The 18,774-nt window shown below is 57.8% G+C and carries 22 protein-coding genes; 5 read left to right on the forward strand and 17 right to left on the reverse strand.

What is annotated here, in order from left to right:
• A partial coding sequence (locus VEG30_05640; GenBank protein HXZ79393.1) for an AGE family epimerase/isomerase occupies positions 1–785 on the forward strand: 785 nt, incomplete at its 5' end.
• 354 nt (positions 786–1,139) lie between these two features.
• A complete protein-coding gene (locus VEG30_05645) occupies positions 1,140–1,592 on the forward strand; it encodes a DUF6326 family protein (protein ID HXZ79394.1) in 453 nt (150 codons plus the stop codon).
• Between the two features lie 70 nt (positions 1,593–1,662).
• Here the strand turns inward: VEG30_05645 and VEG30_05650 are convergent, their stop codons facing one another.
• The 6 genes from VEG30_05650 to VEG30_05675 form a co-directional block, all read right to left on the reverse strand.
• Positions 1,663–2,466 (reverse strand): fumarylacetoacetate hydrolase family protein, encoded by an 804-nt coding sequence (locus VEG30_05650; GenBank protein HXZ79395.1) that lies wholly within the window; start codon positions 2,464–2,466, stop codon positions 1,663–1,665.
• A 240-nt stretch (positions 2,467–2,706) separates the two neighbouring features.
• Entirely contained in the window at positions 2,707–3,102 is a 396-nt protein-coding gene (locus VEG30_05655) for a type II toxin-antitoxin system VapC family toxin (protein ID HXZ79396.1), read from the reverse strand.
• Positions 3,099–3,353: a type II toxin-antitoxin system VapB family antitoxin gene (locus tag VEG30_05660; GenBank protein HXZ79397.1), complete on the reverse strand. Its 255-nt coding sequence runs from the start codon at positions 3,351–3,353 to the stop codon at positions 3,099–3,101. The genes VEG30_05655 and VEG30_05660 overlap by 4 nt, the downstream gene beginning before the upstream one ends.
• Before the next feature lie 107 nt (positions 3,354–3,460).
• The gene (gene dusB / locus VEG30_05665) at positions 3,461–4,576 is read right to left on the reverse strand and encodes a tRNA dihydrouridine synthase DusB (protein HXZ79398.1); all 1,116 of its coding nucleotides are present in this window, start codon (positions 4,574–4,576) and stop codon (positions 3,461–3,463) included.
• A gap of 49 nt (positions 4,577–4,625) precedes the next feature.
• Positions 4,626–5,009, reverse strand: a complete 384-nt coding sequence (locus VEG30_05670) for a type II toxin-antitoxin system VapC family toxin (protein HXZ79399.1) — start codon at positions 5,007–5,009, stop codon at positions 4,626–4,628.
• A gap of 5 nt (positions 5,010–5,014) precedes the next feature.
• On the reverse strand, positions 5,015–5,248 hold the full coding sequence (locus VEG30_05675; GenBank protein HXZ79400.1) for a type II toxin-antitoxin system Phd/YefM family antitoxin: 234 nt from the start codon (positions 5,246–5,248) through the stop codon (positions 5,015–5,017).
• 271 nt (positions 5,249–5,519) lie between these two features.
• Here VEG30_05675 and VEG30_05680 point away from each other — a divergent pair, with 271 nt between their 5' ends.
• On the forward strand, positions 5,520–6,338 hold the full coding sequence (locus VEG30_05680) for an oxidoreductase (protein HXZ79401.1): 819 nt from the start codon (positions 5,520–5,522) through the stop codon (positions 6,336–6,338).
• 76 nt (positions 6,339–6,414) lie between these two features.
• On the opposite strand, the gene VEG30_05685 is transcribed toward VEG30_05680, so the two are convergent.
• The 7 genes from VEG30_05685 to VEG30_05715 form a co-directional block, all read right to left on the reverse strand.
• Positions 6,415–6,795 carry a type II toxin-antitoxin system death-on-curing family toxin gene (locus VEG30_05685; GenBank protein ID HXZ79402.1) on the reverse strand — a complete coding sequence of 127 codons (381 nt, stop codon included), beginning with the start codon at positions 6,793–6,795 and terminating at the stop codon, positions 6,415–6,417.
• Between the two features lie 9 nt (positions 6,796–6,804).
• A complete protein-coding gene (locus VEG30_05690; GenBank protein ID HXZ79403.1) occupies positions 6,805–7,041 on the reverse strand; it encodes a hypothetical protein in 237 nt (78 codons plus the stop codon).
• A gap of 142 nt (positions 7,042–7,183) precedes the next feature.
• Entirely contained in the window at positions 7,184–7,984 is an 801-nt protein-coding gene (locus VEG30_05695) for a DUF333 domain-containing protein (protein HXZ79404.1), read from the reverse strand.
• Between the two features lie 172 nt (positions 7,985–8,156).
• Positions 8,157–8,483 carry a helix-hairpin-helix domain-containing protein gene (locus VEG30_05700; GenBank protein HXZ79405.1) on the reverse strand — a complete coding sequence of 109 codons (327 nt, stop codon included), beginning with the start codon at positions 8,481–8,483 and terminating at the stop codon, positions 8,157–8,159.
• Between the two features lie 240 nt (positions 8,484–8,723).
• Positions 8,724–9,875 carry a glycosyltransferase family 1 protein gene (locus tag VEG30_05705; GenBank protein ID HXZ79406.1) on the reverse strand — a complete coding sequence of 384 codons (1,152 nt, stop codon included), beginning with the start codon at positions 9,873–9,875 and terminating at the stop codon, positions 8,724–8,726.
• A gap of 53 nt (positions 9,876–9,928) precedes the next feature.
• Positions 9,929–11,224 carry a serine hydroxymethyltransferase gene (gene glyA, locus VEG30_05710; protein HXZ79407.1) on the reverse strand — a complete coding sequence of 432 codons (1,296 nt, stop codon included), beginning with the start codon at positions 11,222–11,224 and terminating at the stop codon, positions 9,929–9,931.
• 279 nt (positions 11,225–11,503) lie between these two features.
• Entirely contained in the window at positions 11,504–11,797 is a 294-nt protein-coding gene (locus tag VEG30_05715) for a hypothetical protein (protein ID HXZ79408.1), read from the reverse strand.
• A gap of 156 nt (positions 11,798–11,953) precedes the next feature.
• On the opposite strand from VEG30_05715, the gene VEG30_05720 reads away from it, so the two are divergent.
• A complete protein-coding gene (locus VEG30_05720; GenBank protein ID HXZ79409.1) occupies positions 11,954–12,760 on the forward strand; it encodes an enoyl-CoA hydratase/isomerase family protein in 807 nt (268 codons plus the stop codon).
• Between the two features lie 201 nt (positions 12,761–12,961).
• Here the strand turns inward: VEG30_05720 and VEG30_05725 are convergent, their stop codons facing one another.
• Both VEG30_05725 and VEG30_05730 read right to left on the reverse strand, forming a co-directional pair.
• Positions 12,962–14,047 carry a carboxypeptidase regulatory-like domain-containing protein gene (locus VEG30_05725; protein HXZ79410.1) on the reverse strand — a complete coding sequence of 362 codons (1,086 nt, stop codon included), beginning with the start codon at positions 14,045–14,047 and terminating at the stop codon, positions 12,962–12,964.
• A gap of 356 nt (positions 14,048–14,403) precedes the next feature.
• On the reverse strand, positions 14,404–15,525 hold the full coding sequence (locus VEG30_05730; GenBank protein HXZ79411.1) for an alpha/beta hydrolase family protein: 1,122 nt from the start codon (positions 15,523–15,525) through the stop codon (positions 14,404–14,406).
• Positions 15,526–15,890: 365 nt separating this feature from the next.
• Between VEG30_05730 and VEG30_05735 the strand changes: the two genes are divergently transcribed.
• Positions 15,891–16,601: a PA14 domain-containing protein gene (locus tag VEG30_05735; GenBank protein ID HXZ79412.1), complete on the forward strand. Its 711-nt coding sequence runs from the start codon at positions 15,891–15,893 to the stop codon at positions 16,599–16,601.
• A 304-nt stretch (positions 16,602–16,905) separates the two neighbouring features.
• Here VEG30_05735 and alr read toward each other — a convergent pair whose 3' ends face one another.
• On the reverse strand, positions 16,906–18,042 hold the full coding sequence (gene alr, locus VEG30_05740; GenBank protein ID HXZ79413.1) for an alanine racemase: 1,137 nt from the start codon (positions 18,040–18,042) through the stop codon (positions 16,906–16,908).
• Positions 18,043–18,306: 264 nt separating this feature from the next.
• Positions 18,307–18,774, reverse strand: a 468-nt coding sequence (locus tag VEG30_05745) for a DnaB-like helicase C-terminal domain-containing protein (protein ID HXZ79414.1), incomplete at its 5' end; no start/stop codon positions are given.

Consider the following 18,774-nt stretch of genomic DNA (forward strand, 5'->3'; position numbering starts at 1 on the left):
GCGAATTGGTCGACTTGTTGGAACAGCGAGCGCACGATAACCAGTATGGCGGATATCGCGAGTTTTTCCGTCCGGATTGGACCATCGCGTCGGCATCTGAAGTCGGTTATCTCGGATTGCCGGCCGACCTCAAGCTAATGAACACACACCTTCATTTGCTCGAGGCTTACACTCTCTTCTTTCGCGCGACTGGTCTGCCGCTGGCACGCCAGCGAATCCTAAACCTCATTCATATCCTGAGCCAATCCGTAGTCCGTGGGGAGTTCGGCACCTGCACGGACCTTCATCGCGCGGACTGGCAACCTCTGCTCTCGGGAAATTTCGGGCGCACATCCTATGGACATGTGCTCGAAAACATCTCTCTGCTGATCGACTCCTCGGAGACGATAGGGTTATCAAACAGCCACATCATCGAGACCCACAAGATCTTGTTCAACTATTGCTTGAAGTATGGATACGACAGAAGCCATGGTGGATTCTACGAGAGCGGCAGCCTGGGAAAGCCGGCCGACAACTTGAACAAGACCTGGTGGGTGCAGGCCGAAGCTCTTTGGAGCGCCTTGCAAATGTATCGCGTGACCCGGGATTTCGCTTATCTCGGCATCTTCAGTCAGACTTGGGAGTTCGTGAATCGCCGTCAGATCGATTGGAGGTATGGCGAGTGGTACGAGCAAGTCACGCGTTGGCGAATAGTTAAGGGCGACAAAGGCCACATCTGGAAGGCAGGCTACCACCAAGGAAGAGCCATGATTGAGTGCCTGAGGATATTACATGAGTGTGCCTAGCCAAGTGCACGCGCCGAGATTTCAGCCATATCACTGCTAATCCGGATAACTGGGGTAATCGCCCGTTTACAACAGTTGGGAATCCCTTCTCAGCCGGAGGACTTGAAGTTGTTACGCTACTGCAAGTTGACGTACTCGGCCCTGGCTTGCTAAAAATGGGAGTCTCGGGGTCGGCTCCATTCCACGGCTCTGAGTTGCACTCTTTTCGCGGGTCGGTAGATGAAGCTTTTTCCAGAGCTCATTCGTAGTGCGAATGTATTAGGCAACTTTGGGCTCCGCATGTTGCGAAAATCGCATGGATTCATCGCGATAGGCCGAACATCACAGCCCGCTTAGGCAGCACAGGAGGCCCCCATGGAAAACATTCGAGTCAGGCTCTCAATGTTATGGCTGTTTGCGACGCTCAACTATATCTATGCAGATGTGTTTTTCTGTGTTGACGTCTTGGGGTCGAAGAAAGGAAGTATCGGCGTTATCCATTTTTCCCCGGGAGCGTGGGTAGGAATCGCGGTACTCATGGAGATCCCGATGGCCATGATTCTGCTGTCGCGAATCCTGAAGCCCAGAGCAAATCGCTGGGCGAACATCGTCGTGGGCATAATAGAAACTGCCGCTGTTCTCTTGACCAGTTTCATCCTACCCATCCTCAAAATCACGGGAACAAGTTCTTACTATTTGTTCTTTGGAACGATAGAAGTGGCTTGTACTTCACTGATCGTTTGGTACGCATGGAGATGGTCGAGAGAAACCGCCCCCCGAATTGAGCCTTCCGGCCAGCCCTTGCCCCTGCAGCAATTGAGCTCCTAATAGGTAACTCTCAATAAATCCCCATAGCACTCATCGACACCGATTGGCGTGCATTGATCGACTGAACCGGCTAGCTTTCATCCGCTACCGGATTGCTCAGCGTCCCCACTCCCCCGCAGCTCACCTCGACTACATCCCCCGCCTTCAGCGGACTGATTCCGGCGGGAGTGCCGGTGGCGATCAGGTCGCCGGGCGCCAGCGTCATCACTGTCGCGATGTAGCGGATAATCTGATCCAGCGGAAAAATAAACTGCGTTGTGTCGCTCTGCTGCTTCACCTCGCCGTTGACCCGGCACTCGACCGTCACCCCCGCCCAGGGATCGATTTCATCGGTTACCAGTGGTCCCATGGGGCAGAAAGTGTCGAAGCCCTTGGCCCGCGTCCACTGCCCATCTGTCTTCTGCAGGTCGCGGGCGGTCACATCGTTTAAGCACGTGTAGCCATGAATGAACTCGCGGACATCCTGGTCGTCTGCCAGTTTGTGACAGGTCTTGCCGATGATAACTGCAAGTTCTCCCTCGTGGTCGACGCGCTCCGACAGCCTGGGTCGGATGATCGTCTCCCCGGGCCCGATCACGGATGACGGAGGCTTCAGGAAAATCAGAATCTCGCTGGGAACCTCGTTCCCCAATTCCTGTGCGTGCGCCGCATAGTTCCGGCCCACACACACGATCTTGGAGGGCCGCACCGGGGCCAGAAGCTTCACCTCCAGCAGCGGGACCGGCTGAACTTTCTGCGTGGGCGCGTCTTCATCGGGCGGACCGGACTCCGCGGTACGATGCGCAAATACCCGCGTGATGGCTTCGCGCCCAGCGACGGGCTCGATCAGACCGTAAGTCGGCTGTCCAGCATGGAGAAAGTGGCAGGTTTTCATCGGCGTTTAACTGAGGTGGGGATAGTAAAGCAGCAAGCGAAAAAGAAGAACTAGAAAATCATGTGGCCGGTGACGGCGGAGCTGTCATCTTGAGCGAGGACGGGGCGGACCGATCCCCGTCCGAGTCGAAAGACCTTGCGGTTCGTGTCCTTTGTGGTTGGAAGGTAAGCCCCCACCAGCTTCTGCACATCCGCGAAAAATCCATCCACCACCGCCAGAATCTCCCCCTCCTGGCACGCCTCATTGGATGGCGGGCGCTACGTCTGTGTGCGCAAAATCCCTGCCTTTGAACAATAACGGTTCATTCAATGCCCTTGCCAAAGCATAGGCGAAAGAGTCGCCAAAATTGAGCTTTGCCGGATGTCCGCTGGTCTTACCAAAGTCGCGATACGCTTCACGAGCAACTCGGGCCTGAGCTTCGGTTACTGGTTCGATAATGAGCCCTGCTTCTCGAAAGAAATCATCCAGCCGCCGGCTTGCGATAGGATCGCGGCTCGCGTCAATGACCATGGCTGTTTCCACATAATTAGCCGCCGATACACGCCGGACGCTCGCCTTCGCGATAGCCTGCGCATAAATTTCGGCATCAGTTTCGTCGCGCAGAATGGCAATGAGAGCCGAGGTGTCGACAATCACTTCGGTAGTCCTCTTTCGTCATAGAGCAGATCTTCATGGGCTATAGATCGATAAGGCTCTTTCAGGTGCGTCGCACAATCTCTGCCGATTCGTAACAAACGATCGGCCAGTCCGCTGCCGCGATTGGCTCGGACTCGTTCCAGCCGCTCGCGAACTGCCTTGGTGACCGCCTCCGTCATACTCTCGCCAGTCAGCTTGGCTAATTGAGTCGCCAATTTGTGTGTCTCTTCATTCTTGATGTTCAGCGTCATAGTCCCTGATCTACCCTTCTACCATAAAGATACATAATTCTACCATAGTGATCGAAAGACTTATTCATATCAGCCACTTAACCGCCAAAGAATTCTGTTATTGACAGCTAGGACACCTGATTTGCAAATCCCCTCGGTAAGCCCACCATCGCCGCGAAGAATTCATCCACCGCCGCCAGAATCTCCGGCTCTTGCCTTGCCTCATACACCGCTTTGCGCAATGCGCTGCCGTTGCGGACGCCATGCGTGAACCACGACGCGAACTGCTTCATCTTGCCTGCCGCGCCCGGCATGCCCTCCTCCACCAGCATCTGGAAATAAGTCCGGATCATCTCGTAGCGGTCGGCTTCCGTGGGCTGATCATAGCTGCCGCAATCACAGTATTGCGCAATCTGTCGAAAGATCCACGGATTCGATGCGGCCGTCCTTCCGATCATCACTGCATCGCAACCCGTCTGCGCAACCATGGTTGCCGCATCTTCCGGACAGCGGATGTCGCCGTTGCCGATAACCGGAATCTTCACTGCATCCCGCACCGCTGCGATCCATTCCCAGCGCGCCTCGCCGGAATATCCCTGCTCGCGCGTGCGGGCATGCAGCGCCACCGCGTTCAAGCCGCAGTTCTCGGCCATGCGCGCCAGTTCCACGCACACAATCTCGTCATCCTTCCAGCCGGCGCGGAACTTTACTGTGAAAGGAATCGAAACCGTGGCCCGCACCGTCTCAAAGATCTTGCCGATCAGCGGCAGATCGCGCAGCAAGCCTGATCCGCCGTTGCACTTCACCACCTTCTTCGCCGGGCACCCCAGGTTGAGATCTACGATGTCGAACCCCAGGCCTTCCACCATGCGGGCGGCTTCGCCCAGCACCTGGGGATTGCTGCCGAAAAGTTGCGCAGAGATCGGATGCTCGTCCTCATAGAAGTGCAGATAGCGCTGGGCCTTCTTATCTCGAGAACGCAATACGCCATCGGCAGAAGTGAACTCCGTCATGATCAGGCCGCAGCCCGATTCCCGGCCAGAGAGCAGGTGGTCCGAGCCCGGCTTCAGGTTGACGTTCCGAATGAACCGGCGGAACACGGTGTCCGTCACCCCAGCCATGGGCGCCAGCACCGTCGCCGGGGCAATTCGAACTTTGCCGATGGGAAAACACTCCGGCATCGAGGCATACACGCCATCCCCGGTCTTCGGCTGCACCTCGGGATTTTCCCAGTATTTCCGCATCGTCAACATTGTAGCGGGCGGCAGCAATCGGGGGAATGTCGACTTGGGCCTACCAGATCGTGTGAACTGCTCGCGACCGTCGGATGTGGCGATCGGCAGTCACCAGAGGTAATCCTTCCACTAATGCGGTCGCTCCAATAATTCGATCGGCAGGATCACTGGGATAGGTCTCCGGAAGCGTAACTGCCCGCACCGATGCCCTGCCGCTGATCGGCAGAACGACAAATCGCGCTTCCACTTCATTCAAGAACGACTCCAGGCTGATATCAAGGCGGATGCGGCCTTTGCTCGAAAGCACAGCCAACTCCAGCAAAGTAATGTCCGAGATGGCCACTCCTTCCCCCTTCTGTCGTGCGTCCTTGATCGCCCTCTTTGCGGCGCTGGAGAGCTGCGCCTGATCCAATGCCAGCCACACGACAACATGCGTATCCACCAGGATCACTCCAGTTCACCCCATTCTTCCGTGGAAATCGCTGGAGAGATCACGTCACCAACAACCGCACCCTTACCGGCCAAGAAATTGTAAATATCGTCCTTGTCGTTGTCGGCGGGGACCAGTTTTGCCACCGGCTTTCCGTGCTTGGTGATCAGCACGGTCTCGCGCTTAGTCTGGACTTCATCCATAACTGCAAGACAATGAACCTTGAATGTACCGGCCGCCATTTTCTTCATTTCGGAATGTCCTCTTTTTTTTAGATCATAGTCATTATACCATGGTCATAATCGCAAGATGGCCACATTCCTTGACTCCCTTATAGTTCCGGCGCTCACAACCTGCAGGCTGCACTCCCGAAAGCCTTCCGGCCTGATTCGGCCATCTCCACCCGCGCCTGCCCCCCCCTCCCGCAGGGTGATGCCCCTGGATTTTCTTTGCAACCTCCGCAATGTATACGGAGTCTACATTCTTAGAAGGAAGTACAGAAGTTCTTCTCAGGAGGCCATCATGAATCGCGAGAGAGTTGCCCTGGTGACGGGAGTTTCCTCGGGAATCGGCCGCGCCATTGCCACGCTCTTATCGGCCCAGGGATTTCGAGTCTTCGGAACCGTGCGCCACTTGCCCGAACCCGGCCCTGAATCATCCCACATAGAATTCGTCCGGCTTGAGGTTCGCGATGAACCATCCATCGCTTCCGCTGTGCGCTTCGTCCTCGACCAGGCCGGACGCATCGACGCGCTCATCAACAATGCTGGTTACGCGCTGATTGGTGCCTTGGAGGAGACCAGCCTCGAAGAGGCCAGGGATTTGTTTGAAACCAATTTCTTCGGGGTCTTGCGCCTAACCCAGGCCGTTCTTCCCCTTATGCGGAAGCAAAAATACGGACGCATCGTAAACATCGGTTCCGCGGCGGGATTCATCCCCGCCCCCTACCAGGGTATCTATTCTGCCAGCAAACATGCTCTCGTCGGCTATTCAGAATCGCTCGACCACGAAGTGCGGCAGTTTGGGATTCGCATCTCGGTCGTTGAGCCGGGCTTTACCCGAACCAACATCAACAAAAATGCTCACCTCGCGGATCACTTGATTGCAGATTACGCAGCCGACCGCGACCATGTGATCCAAACGCTTCGGGAAAAGAACGCCAATGGCGCGGACCCTGCTCAGGTGGCCTCCGCCGTCCTGCACGCCCTGACGAGTTCCTCGCCACGGCAGGTTTATTTAGCCGGGAAAAACGCCAGGCTGATCAGTCTGCTCAGGAAGTTTGCGCCCGCCGGGGTTTTCGATAAGGGCCTGCGCAAGCAGTTCGGACTGGCAGGCGTGTAAGGGTCAGTTGGCCCGTTAGCGATATGCAGTCGGCCCCGCTCGGCCCAACCGTCGTGCCGGCGTACGAGGCAGGGATTCAGTTTTTCAACGGCTTGATGTGCTGCCGGATCCAGTCAAGAATCCGCGGGAAGCGGAACTCGCTCCGGCTGATTGAGCCCGCGATGAACTCGTATCCCTCCTCCGCCCCCAGGTTTAGATAAAGCCCATTGCGCCGCAGGAAAACGTCCGTTGCGACGAACGCGATAGGTTTATTTCCATCGATGAATCCATGACTCGTGCCGAGCGACTCCATCAGCGCCGCCGCCTCTTCCTCAATTGAGTTGTAATACCCGGTTTGCGGACGAAACACGGCGGCCTCTACCGCACCCTGGTCACGAATGCCCTGCCGTCCGCCAAAACGCTCGATAAGCAAAAAGTGCATTCGGTACACTTCTGCTACCGTCAGATACTCCGTCATTTATGATCACTATTTCGCGAGGCGCTCCAACAGATCGCGGTTGCGGGCAACCGACTCCTCAAACGACTCCATCACTTGCGCGCGGACGAGGTGCTGCGAGGGAACGACGTTGCGCAGGTAGTGGCGCAACGCCTCTTCCAGAACGTAACGTTGGGTACGGCCGTTTCGCTTGGCTACGCTTACGAATTCCTGGTAAAGCCTGGCGTCGATTTCAGGAGCGAATTTGACGGTTTCTTTCTTTGCCATGACCATCCCGCACTTACAAAAATCACCGGACAATTATCGGCCGGTCACCTAGACCGGGTCAACATTAATCTAGATTTATATAGACACGGCAGAATATGGGAAGTGGACCACTAAGCAGGTCCCAGTTTGCCGCCTTGAGTTGCTAGGGCTTTTTCGCCGTCTCCGGCGAGCACTGGCCGCGCAGCAGCGCCCATTCCTCGCACTCTGCGCCGTTGGGAAAGACACATACGCCGTATTCGCTGCCATCGGCCTTCTTGCGGATCACCGTCTTGCCTCCCCGCTTGCCGCAGTTCACCGAGGCGGGGTTGGCCAGGGTAGCGTTCCTTGGATCGGCTTCCAGCAGTGCTTTCTGCTGGGGAGTCAAAACGGCCTGCAGCTTGGCATTGGACTCCTTCATCACTGTGAAGCCTTTTGCCGACCGCCGGTCCTCGGCGGGCAGGGCTCGTATTTGTTGCCGCATCTCCTGCGCCAGGCTGATGATCTGAGTCCGCTGTTCGGGCGTAAGTTTCAGATCGCCCGCGACATCTGTGGGTATCCGCAGGGCTCGCAGCGAGGCAAACAATTCCAGCGTCGCCGGAACCCTCTGCTGTTGCTCTTTGGAGAGCGCTGCCATCATCTGATTGGTCGTGTCTTGCGTCAGGACCGTGCTCTTCTCGAACTTTTCATCCTCACTCAGCTTTGCCTGGCCCTGTATCGATATGAGGCTCGCAAAGTAGGATTTCTGAAGTTCGTTGAACTTGTCCTGCTGCTCTTGGTTTAATTCCAGGTAGGGTGTCAGTGCCGGGATCGACGCCGGAGCCAACTGCAGCAATCTCTCGTTAGCGTCAGACTCCTCCCCGGGTTTACTCTCCTGGGCTTCCACGGCCAGCGCCGAAACTACCACCAGCAAACCAGTGGCAAGCAGCCATAGACGTCGCTTGTGAAGCGCTAAGAGCACACTCATATGCATGTTCTTGATCTGGATTTTGGGCGGCGACCCCATCGTAGGAATAAGGCTGGCGGATTGTCAATCGCCCGGCTACGTGGTTTTTCAGCGAACAGCAGAGCCAACAGGCGCAAATAAGTCGCCCCTCAGTTCTGAACTCCACCGAGGGGCCTTGAACTCACGAACGCCCTCACTTCTGCTTGGCGATCACCATATCCTTAATCTTGTTGTACGTCGCTTGCGGGATCACCTTCTTTTTCACCAGGTCCGTCTTAGCGTGATACGGACGGTTGTCGATGATCTTCTGCGAATAGGCGTCCCCGATTCCCGGCAGAGCTTGCAGTTGCTCTTTGCTGGCGGAGTTCAGATCCACCAGGTTACCCGCGTCGGCGGCAGCCGCCGACGGCTTCTTGGTTTCTCCTTTGGAACTGGCGCCCTGCGCCCCGGCTAGGTTGCTGAAGATCAGCAAGGCGCACAGCGTCGCCACCACCGTAAACCACAAACGTGTCCGCTTCATGATTGCCCTCCGATTTGGCAGTCCGTTCGAGACCGGGCGTCCATAACCCCCAGTCACCCGATCGCAAGCGTAAATATGCCCGCGAAACTCTAACCGAAAGCCCCGATTTCGCCAAGCGGCTCCAGTGCGCTTGGTTGACAGGCACTCTGCTTGCGTTTCTATCGAATCACGTGGGAACGAATCACGTGGGAACGGACGTCCCGTCCGTTCCGGCGGAGCGCAACTCCGCGGCACAACCGGCTAGGCTGCTTCCCGCTTCCCCCGGCCCACACTCTCATAAACTTCCAGGATGCGCCGCACCGAGCACTCCCAGGAGAACTTCGCAGCCTGCTCATATCCGCTGCGCTTCAGCTTTTCCCGCAAGGGCTGATCCAGGATTGCCCGGTACAGCCCGCGCATGATCTCAAAAACATTCTCCGGATTCACTTGCAGCGCCGCGTTGCCCACAACTTCCGGTAGCGACGAAGTATTGGACGTCACCACCGGCGTCCCATGCGACATGGCTTCCAGCGGCGGCAGCCCGAAGCCTTCATACAGGGAAGGGAAGACAAATACCTTCGCGGCATCATAGAAGATGCGCAGCACGTCGATAGGGACGAACCCCAGGAAGCGCACATCATCCTTCACCCCGCTCTTGATCACCGTCCGCCGCAGGTCGGGATGACGGGAAAGTTCATCGCCGATGATGATCAGTTTCAGATCCGGGAAGCGGCCTTCTTTCTGCAGTTCCGTCTTTAACGCGGAGAAGGCTTCGATTATGCGGATCAGATTTTTCTGCGGCCCGATTCTCCCCGCATAAAGAATGAACGGATACCGCACCTGGTAGCGTTCGGCAATGAACAGCTTCTCCGCTTCCGTGGCATGCCCTCGCAGGAAGCGGTCGTCGATGGCGTTGTAGATCACCTCGATGTTGTCCCCGGAAATCCCAAATAACCCGCGGATATCCTTCTTGGTGAAATTCGATACCGCTAGGATTCGGGCCGCGTGCGTCAACACCCGTCTCGTGGAGAGGAACCGCAGGTTCCGCATCAGGCCCCTCCCATTCGTGGAACGGTACATGTAATCCAGCACGTCGTGCACGGTGACTACGTAAGGACAGGGAATTCCATACGGCGGTGTCCAGAACAACGAAGGCATGTGCACCAGGTCGCACTTCTGCTCCCGCAACAGCCGGCGCAATCCCCAGTAGCCCCGCGATGTATCTGGAGCGAACAGAAAATTGACTGCAGAAAAATTTGTTGGGAGCTGGCCAAATTCCCACAGGCGATCGCTTTCGCCAATCAGGACATATTCATTTTGCCGATCGATTTTTCCCAGCGTCCGCACCACGTTGCGGATATAGGTGCCCACTCCGAAGTCGTGCATCGACCGGATGTCGATCGCAATTTTCACGCCGATAGTGTAGCCCCGAACGCAAGCCTGGTTGAGATAACGGCCGCGCCTTCCTATGCCCAGGGAACCGCATGCGCGCTGGCCCGGGCACGGCGCTCGGCATAGAGCGGAAACGCTTCCGCCAGCTCCAGCACCTGCTGCCGGATCCCCGCCAGGCGATCGGCCTCGTTGCGGTGGTGAAGAGCCTCGGCGATCCAGTGTGCGATCTGCCGCATTTCCCCCTCCCGCATCCCGCGCGTGGTTACCGCCGGCGAACCGATGCGAATTCCGCTGGGCTTCAGCGGAGGATTGGTGTCGAACGGAATAGCATTCTTGTTGACGGTGATTGCGGCTTCTCCCAGCGCCTTCTCTGCTTCGCTTCCCAGCATGCCCTGCGCAAACACGTCCACCAGCATCAGGTGTGTGTCCGTGCCGCCGGAGATAACGTGGAATCCCTCGCCGGCCAGCGTTTCCGCCAGCACTCTTGCATTGGCTACAACCTGCGCAGCGTAGCCTCGGAATTCCGGTTGCATCGCCTCATGAAAGCAGACCGCTTTGGCGGCAATCATGTGCACCAGCGGGCCTCCCTGGTCGCCGGGAAACACAGTTTTATCAATCGCCGCCGCAAATTCCTGCTTGCACAGAATCATTCCCGCGCGCGGTCCACGCAGCGTCTTGTGGGTGGTGGAAGTCACAATCTGGGCGTGCGGCACCGGTGAGGGATGTACCCCTCCCGCCACCAGTCCGGCAAAATGCGCCATGTCCACCAGGTAGAGCGCGCCTACTTTGTCGGCAATCTGCCGCATGCGCTCAAAATGAATGATTCGCGGATAGGCGCTCCCGCCACCGATGATCAGCTTCGGCCGCTCTTTCTCTGCCAGCTTCTCCAGCTCGTCGTAATCGATGGTCTCGGTCTCGCGCGTCACTCCATAGGGAACCACACGGTAAGTCTTGCCGGAAAAATTTAGATGATGCCCGTGCGTGAGATGTCCGCCATGCGCCAGGTTCAGACCCAGAATCGTATCCCCCGGTTGCAGCACCGCGCCGTAAGCTTCCATGTTGGCCGAGGAACCGGAGTGCGGCTGCACGTTGGCATGCTCGGCCCCAAACAGCTTCTTGGCCCGATCGCGCGCCAGCGTCTCCACCACATCGGTGAACTCACATCCCCCGTAGTAGCGCCGCCCCGGATAACCTTCGGCGTATTTGTTTGTGAATACCGAGCCCATGGCTTCCAGCACTGCCTCGCTCACGAAGTTCTCTGAGGCGATCAGTTCCAGCCCTTCGTGCTGGCGGCGGGTTTCGTTCTCTATCGCGGAGGCGATTTCAGCATCGACTTCGGCCAGCGGCCGCGACATCCAGTTCTGCTTCATTAGCTATTTCTCCCAGCCGATTCTACGCCCTGTGACGTTGCCCTCACACCCAACCCAGAAGTCGCACTGCTTCCAATGTTCATCCTGAGCGACGCGCCCGTGCTGATTTCCCGACCCGCGCTTTTTGCGGGTCGCGGGTGCGGAGTCGAAGGACCTTGCGGTTTTCTTTCTATCACGAGGACGTCAGGATGCCCCACAAAAGCTGCGTATCCTGCTTGATGTCGCCCCAAAAAGAAAAGGCCGGTCGTCTGCTAGACGCGGCCGGCCTTTCACGAAACATTACTTTCCGCTCTGTACTCCCCCTTCCACCTGATTCTTGCCCTCTTGTTTCTTACCGTAATTAATCCCCATCTTTACCTGCTGTATCGCCTGATCCACCAACTGCAGCGCCTGGGCCCGGTGACCTCCCTTATCGTGCTCGGCTTCCTGCAACTCCTTTTTTGCAGTTTGCAATGCATCCAGGGCAGCCCGCATATGCGGCTGGTTTTCTGCAGATACTCTTGGGACAACAGAACCCGCCATCACCAGGAGCAACACACAGGCGGGCAGAAACACACTGCTCTTCACAACCATTCTTCACCTCCAGTTGTTTTGCAGATGTGAGCTAAATGACCCCGGGTGCGCATTTTAGTTGCTGTCGGCAGGTCTGATAAACCGCGGGGAGTATAGGTTCAGGTACCTCCGGGACTTGTGAGCGCCGTTCCCTCCGGCCGATAATCGCCTCACATCATGATCGAGCATCAGACAATCGGCGTCCCCAAGGCGCCTAAAGCCCCGAAATTCATTCAGTTCGATACCTCCACGTTCGTGGCGCGGATCACCCTGAACCATCCGCCCTATAACGTCCTGACCGTGCCGCTGATGACCGAGCTGGCCGAGGCCATCGAAAGCCTCAACGGCCGTGGCGACATCAAGTGCATCCTGCTGGATTCTTCGCAGAAGACGTTCTCAGCCGGAATTTCGCTGGAAGATTCCCGTCCCGAGCGCGTCTTTCAGACGCTGGACGCCTTCACCCGTGTCTTTCAGGCCATCAGCGAGATTTCCAAGCCGCTGATTGTGGTCGTGAATGGCCCCGCGGTGGGCGCCGGCTCTGAGCTGGTCGCCTTCGGTGACATGATCATCGCCACCGCCAACGCTCGATTCGCGCAGCCTGAAGTGAAAATGGGAATCTTCCCTCCCTTCGCTGCCGTCATGCTCCCTCAACTCATTGGTCCGAAGAAAGCTTACGAGCTGATCCTCACCGGACAGGCCCTGACCGCGGAAGAAGCCGTGTCATTGGGCTTTGTGAACCGGGTGGTGCCGGAATCGGAACTGACAGCCACCGTCGATGAGGTCATCTCCCGCATCGGCGAATTCAGCGCTCCCGTGCTGGAGATGACCAAGATGGTGATCGGCCGCACTCTCGGCCTCCCGATCGATCAGGCCATGAAGAAGTCGCACGACATCTATCTCAACCAGCTCATGGATCTGGAAGATGCCCAGGAAGGTCTGCGCGCCGTCCTCGAAAAGCGCAAGCCCATCTGGAAGAACCGCTAAGCGACTGCTCACGAGAGCACAGTGGTTTCATCCACTTACCACGTGGGAACGGACGTCCCCGTCCGTTCAGGTCGAGGCGCAGCCTCGACAGCCATAAGTGTCTTGTCACAACGAGGCGGACAAGGCCCAACGAGGGATCTGCACTTACCACATGGAAACGGACGTCCCCATCCGTTCAGGTCGAGGCGCAGCCTCGACAGGCTACTCCCTCTTTCCCAGACCCCCCAATGACTCCAACATGGCCTTCACTTCCTCCGCATGCGGACCTTTCCCGTCCAATTCCATGTAACGGAGAAACGCCTCCTTCACCTGGGTGTAGCCCGGATCCGAACTGCCAACCTCGGTAAGACGGAGCAGGCAGATCCCGCGAAGATAATACGCTTCACTATTCTGCGGTTCGAGAGCATTCACCCGCCCCAGAGCCTCCGCCGCCTGTCGCAAGCTGGTCTGGGCGGTTTCCCCCGACTCATTTTCCGATTTCGCCAACAACACGTTTCCGGCATTCATATCGGCAATAGCATTGCCGCCCGGTGACAGCTCAGCGGCCCGCCCGAATTCACGCGCCGCATCATTCCAACGTTTCAGCTGCGCATATGCCTGCCCCAGGTTGTTGTAGTAAGCGACATGGGGGTGCAGCGAGATGGCGTGCTGGTAAGCGTGGATACTCTTCTCCAGAAGCGGCTCGGCTTGGCTGACCCCGGACGCGGCCGCCTGCCGGTAAGCCTCGCCCAGATGCGCCCACGGCAAATCGCGCTTGGGATCGATATCGACCGCTACGCCCAGCACCTCCGCCGCTGCCAGCCAGTTGCCCTGGGCGCCGAGCGCCTTGGCCTCCGCCAGCTTGGCGTTGATCGCCGCTATCTTCTCGTCCTCTTTGTTGTGCTCCGGCAGCAGGTATTCCGGCAGCGGAGTGCTCCCCAGAACCACTTCCTGATGCAGCCGGTCGCGCTTCACTTCGATGGAATCGTGGGCGATATCGAAATTGATGGTAATCAGCGAGTTGCTCCACGTGATCTGCAGTTGATGGAATTCGCCCACTTCCTTCCCCGCTTGGGTCACCCGCACGTTGTACACGCCCGACTCGACGCCGATATGGAAGTAGCTGCCATTCTCATTGGTGGTGACCTGGAAATGGTGTCCGGTTCCGGGATCCTGGAATTTGAGAACCGCATTCGCCAGCGGCTTGCCGTCCTCGCCCACGCATCTGCCACCCAACTGCGACAGCCAGGTTGCAGCCCATACCGCGTGCGCCGTCAACAGGATCGCTAGGATGAGGTGTCGCCGCATCTCGCAAACAGGATACGCTATTCGCCGCTCAGTACTGATTGCCAATTGCTGATTGCAGGATGCTGGGTTCTGGGCCACGCTCTTGTCATCACCGGCCGCACGCAGCCCGACGAGAGATCTTCAGTTCCCAAGAACACGTGGGAACGGACGTCCCATCGTTCAAGTCGAGCGCAGCTCGACGGCACCGGCGTTGGTTTTGAAAGGGCAGGGCCTCAGCCGCGCCGTCCACCGCCGCATAAATCCTGGGCTTCAGCCCCAGAGGAAAGGATCGCCTCTGCAGTAATGACGCTGCGTTTCCTCGGCTGACTACTGATTGCGGACTACTGATTGCGGACTACTGATTGCTTACTGCTCCTTCAGAACGCCCTGGCCACGAACTTCCCAATATGCCAGGCGTCTAGATACTTGAAAGGAGTCTCGCCCGTCGTGTAATGCCCGCAGGGAAGCACGGCCACGCGGTGGTTCAGGTTCCAGCGCTCGAAATTCTCCACCACTTGCCGTGAAAACTCGGGCAAAAAGGTCAGATCATATTTTGCGTAGACAATCAGCGATTTCTTCGGCCAGCGCGAGAATTTCTCAAAATACGCCATCGGGCTGATCGCCAGCCATGCCTGTCGCAGGCTCTCCAGCGTGATCGTGCTCTCGATCCCTGCTCGGATGTGTCGCGTCGACTGCCCCGTCCACACCACATCGGCAAAATACGTCGACGCATGGTTGAAGGCATTCACTCGCAGCCGCGTGTCGTGAGCACTGGCAATAAAGGCGTAGCACGAGCCCAGGCTGGTTCCCAGGATCCCGAACTCGCGGTAGCCCTCCGTCTCCAGCCAGTCCATACAGGAGCGAATATCGGCTACTGCCTGCCGGCAGGAAGAGAGCGTCATCCCCACATTGGCCGACACGGCGTAATCAGCGCGCTCAATCTCCGCCGGCCGCCGCACATCGTGATACGGCATGCTCAACCTCACTCCCGCCACGCCCAGCCGGTTGAAGATCCGGCACAGAGCATTGTGGCTGAGCGCATCGGCATTCCACTGCGGCAGCACAATCATGGCTCGCTTGCTGCGCTTTTGCGGAGCAAACCAACGCGCGTTGACCAGGTTGTTCTCCGCATAAGGCGAGCGCACGGCCGAAGTAAACCGCAGAAACGTCCCGACCTCCGGCTTGTGCCGCGCTCCGCCGTTCAATTGTTCCGCGCTGGTGGCGAAGCGCTCCACCTCTCGCTGCTCCAGGCGGAAATCAGCCGGCGTGTCGTAAGCGTAAAACTGATCGCTGTGCTTGACCAGGTATCGGTTTAACTCATGGAAAAACTGCTCATTGGCCTGGTGATCTGCGCTGGGAAAATTTCCATTCACGCCCGGCCAGCCCATCACCCAGTCTGCGCCCCACGCAAACGGTCGAACTACGCGGTTGGTATCGCGGGTAGTAAGACGTGTCTCCCACTCATACATCCACTTCTGATAACGACTCAACATCAGCATAAAACTATAACAAAGCAGAGCCGGCCTCGGGCGGCCTTTGTGTCATTGGCCTTCATGGGTGTCATCCTGAGGAATCTGCATTTCCCAACAACACGTGGGAACGGACGTCCCGTCCGTTCCGGTCGAGCGCAGCTCGACAACCCTTGGCCTTCATGAGTGTCATCCTGCCCCCACATCCCTGTGAAAGACTTTCGCCAGAAGCTGCAATCTCTTGCACAACGCGGAGTAACGTTACTCCTTGGTTCCTAAAGTTTTCTCCGGATTTCCCTCTAAACAAAGGAGTTGGTGCTGCCGCCTGGAGCTCGTTGGAAGGTCACTTGCTTAACCAATTGGCGTAGCGTAAACGCGTAGTACAGGATGGGCTCATGAAAACCAGGCTAGCGGTAATTCTCAGTCTCCTGCTTATGGCACTCGCCTCAGCAGCCATGGCTGACTCCATGAACGGCAACTACTACATCATTCCGGAAAATCATCCGGATGCTAACAAGACCATTACAGGTCTCCAGACTGGATATGTGCAGTCCACGCTCGGTCCCGACGACTTGCCAGTCGTAACCCCCTTTGGCCAAACGAGCGGAAACATTTCCGATGTGAATGGCTTGGGCGAGATTCTCTGGTGGAGCACCGCCAGCCCCAACGGGGTGACATTTGAGAAGAACCAGGCCGACACTCTGCCGTTGAACTTTCCTTCCAATTTCTTTCCCGACGGCCACTCCGACAACGCCAATGGGTTCCGGGCCGTGCACTGGACCGGCACATTCAATTTGGCTTCACCCGGAAGCGTGACCTTCACCCTTGGAGCGGATGACGACGCCTTCGTGTTCGTGGATGGTGTACTGGCAGTGGACGCCGGAGGTGTGAAGCCGTTGACCCCCGTTCCGACCGTCGTGACCGGTCTCGGTGCCGGCAGCCATACGGTTGAGCTGTTCTTCGATGACCGCCACGTCACCCAGTCCGGTGTTCAGTTCAGCGCTGACGTTGCAATCACGCCGGTTCCGGAGCCAACTTCGCTGGCTCTGCTCGGAACAGGCCTGGTGGGTGCAGTCGGCGCGATTCGCCGCAAGCTGCTGCGCTAAGCTTAGATTCAAGCATCGCAAAAACAGCCGTCCGCCCGGACGGCTCTTTTGTCAGAGAAGAACCCAATAGGCCGCAGACTCTTCCAAAGAGTCATGCCGAGCCCGCTCCCCAACAACACGTGGGAACGGACGTCCCGTCCGTTCAGGTCGAGCGCAGCTCGACCCCCATTAGCGCCTTCCCTCAGCAATGCACATACTTCCGCGGCGCCGCTTCCTGAGGGATCTGCAGTTCCCAACAACACGTGGGAACGGACGTCCCGTCCGTTCAGGTCGAGCGCAGCTCGACAGCCATTGGCGCCTTCCCTCAGCAATGCACATACTTCCGCGGCACCCGCTTCCCGATATTGCACAGGATCTCGTACGCCACCGTATTGGCATAACACGCGTGATCCCACGCTGTGACTGCGCAGTTCTCGCTCGCTCCGATCACGATCACCTCATCCCCCAATTCCGCAGACACGTTGGTGACATCGATCGTAGTAAGGTCCATCGACACCCGTCCCACCACCGGAGCATAGCTGTCGCGCACAATGAACCGCGCGCGCGACGAGAGATGCCGGTTCAGGCCGTCCGCATAACCAATCGGCAGCACCGCGATACGTGCCGCAGCCGGCGTGATGTATGTTCCCCCATAGCCGATCGCCTGTCCTGCCGGATGCTGCGAAATCGAAATGATGCGCGTCTTCCACGACAGCACCGGCTTCAGATCAAAGTACGGCCACACCGAACTCTTTCCGCCGTTCTTCACAAACGGCAGCGTGTATCCATAGAGCGCCAGCCCCGGACGCACCATGTCCATGCGCAACTCCGGTCGCCCCACCATCGCCGAAGTATTCGCAATGTGCCACACCTCGGGACAAAACCCGCGGCCCAGCACCGACTTCTTTGCCATCTCGAAGTTCCGGCCCTGCCCGGCGACATCGGCAGCGTCCAGTACCTCCGCCGAAGCCAGGTGGCTCATCACTCCTTCCAGCCGCAGGTGCTCGGCTCCCGCCAGCGCATCCAACAGGCGCTCCAGATTCGGCAACTGCACTCCCAACCGCCCCATTCCCGTATCCACCTTGATGTGAACTGGAAATCCCCTTCGCCCCGCCCCTGCAGCAGCTTTCTCCAGGCGTTCCAGATGCCATGGTTCCCACACCGCTGGCGTAAGATCGCGCCTGACGACCTCATCCTCTTCATCACTCCAGAAGCCGCTCATCAACAGCACGCGCGCGCGAATTCCAGCATCGCGCACTGTGGCGCCTTCCTCGGTCGAGGTCACGCCGAACCACTGCGCGCCTTCCGCCTCCAGCGCGTGACTGCACTCCACCGCGCCGTGCCCATAGGCGTGAGCCTTGGTGACCGCACAGATCCGCGTGTTCGGACCTACATGCTTTTGAATTTCACGAAAATTATGACGGAGGTTGGATAGGGAAACTTCCGCCCACAGTGGTCTCATCCGGCCTTCTTCACAGGATCTCGATGCCGCGATTATAAAGGTTGGCGGTTACTCCTGTGGCGCGGACACTCCTGTCCGGTGATGTGTGGACGCAAATTGGTGTGGGGCCGACACGCCCACAGCAGCAGGCCCTAGCACAGTCATCCTGAGCGAGGACGGGGGATAACAATCCCCGTCCGAGTCGAAGGACCTTGCGTTTCAGCTTTACACAGCAGCCCACGAGCAATTGAGTGGGGGGGCCACACAAAGCTTTGCTACTCACCCCTACTCCACGAACTCATCGCCCAGCACACGCGTCTCGAAGCGTGTGCTCTTCTTGATAAACGCCAGCGGCACATTTCCGGTCGGGCCATTGCGTTGCTTGGCGACGATCAATTCAGCTATGCCTTCCAGCTCGCGTCTCTTGATTTCGTCTTTCTCATAAACCTCTGGCCGATAGATGAAGCCCACCAAATCCGCATCCTGCTCAATCGATCCCGACTCACGCAAATCCGAGAGCTGCGGCTTATGATCCCCGGTGCGGCTCTCCGGTGCGCGGCTCAACTGCGAGAGCGCCACCACTGGGACCCCCACTTCCTTTGCCAGCAGCTTCAGCCCGCGCGAAATCGCGGACACCTCCTGTGTCCGATTCTCATAGCGCTTATTGCCGCCGGTCTGGCTGGCCGCCATCAACTGCAGGTAATCCACCACGATCAGATCCAGCCCCTTCGCCTGCTGTTGCAACCGGCGCGA

Source organism: Terriglobales bacterium, assembly GCA_035624455.1.
Taxonomy (GTDB): Bacteria; Acidobacteriota; Terriglobia; order Terriglobales; family Acidobacteriaceae; genus DASPRM01.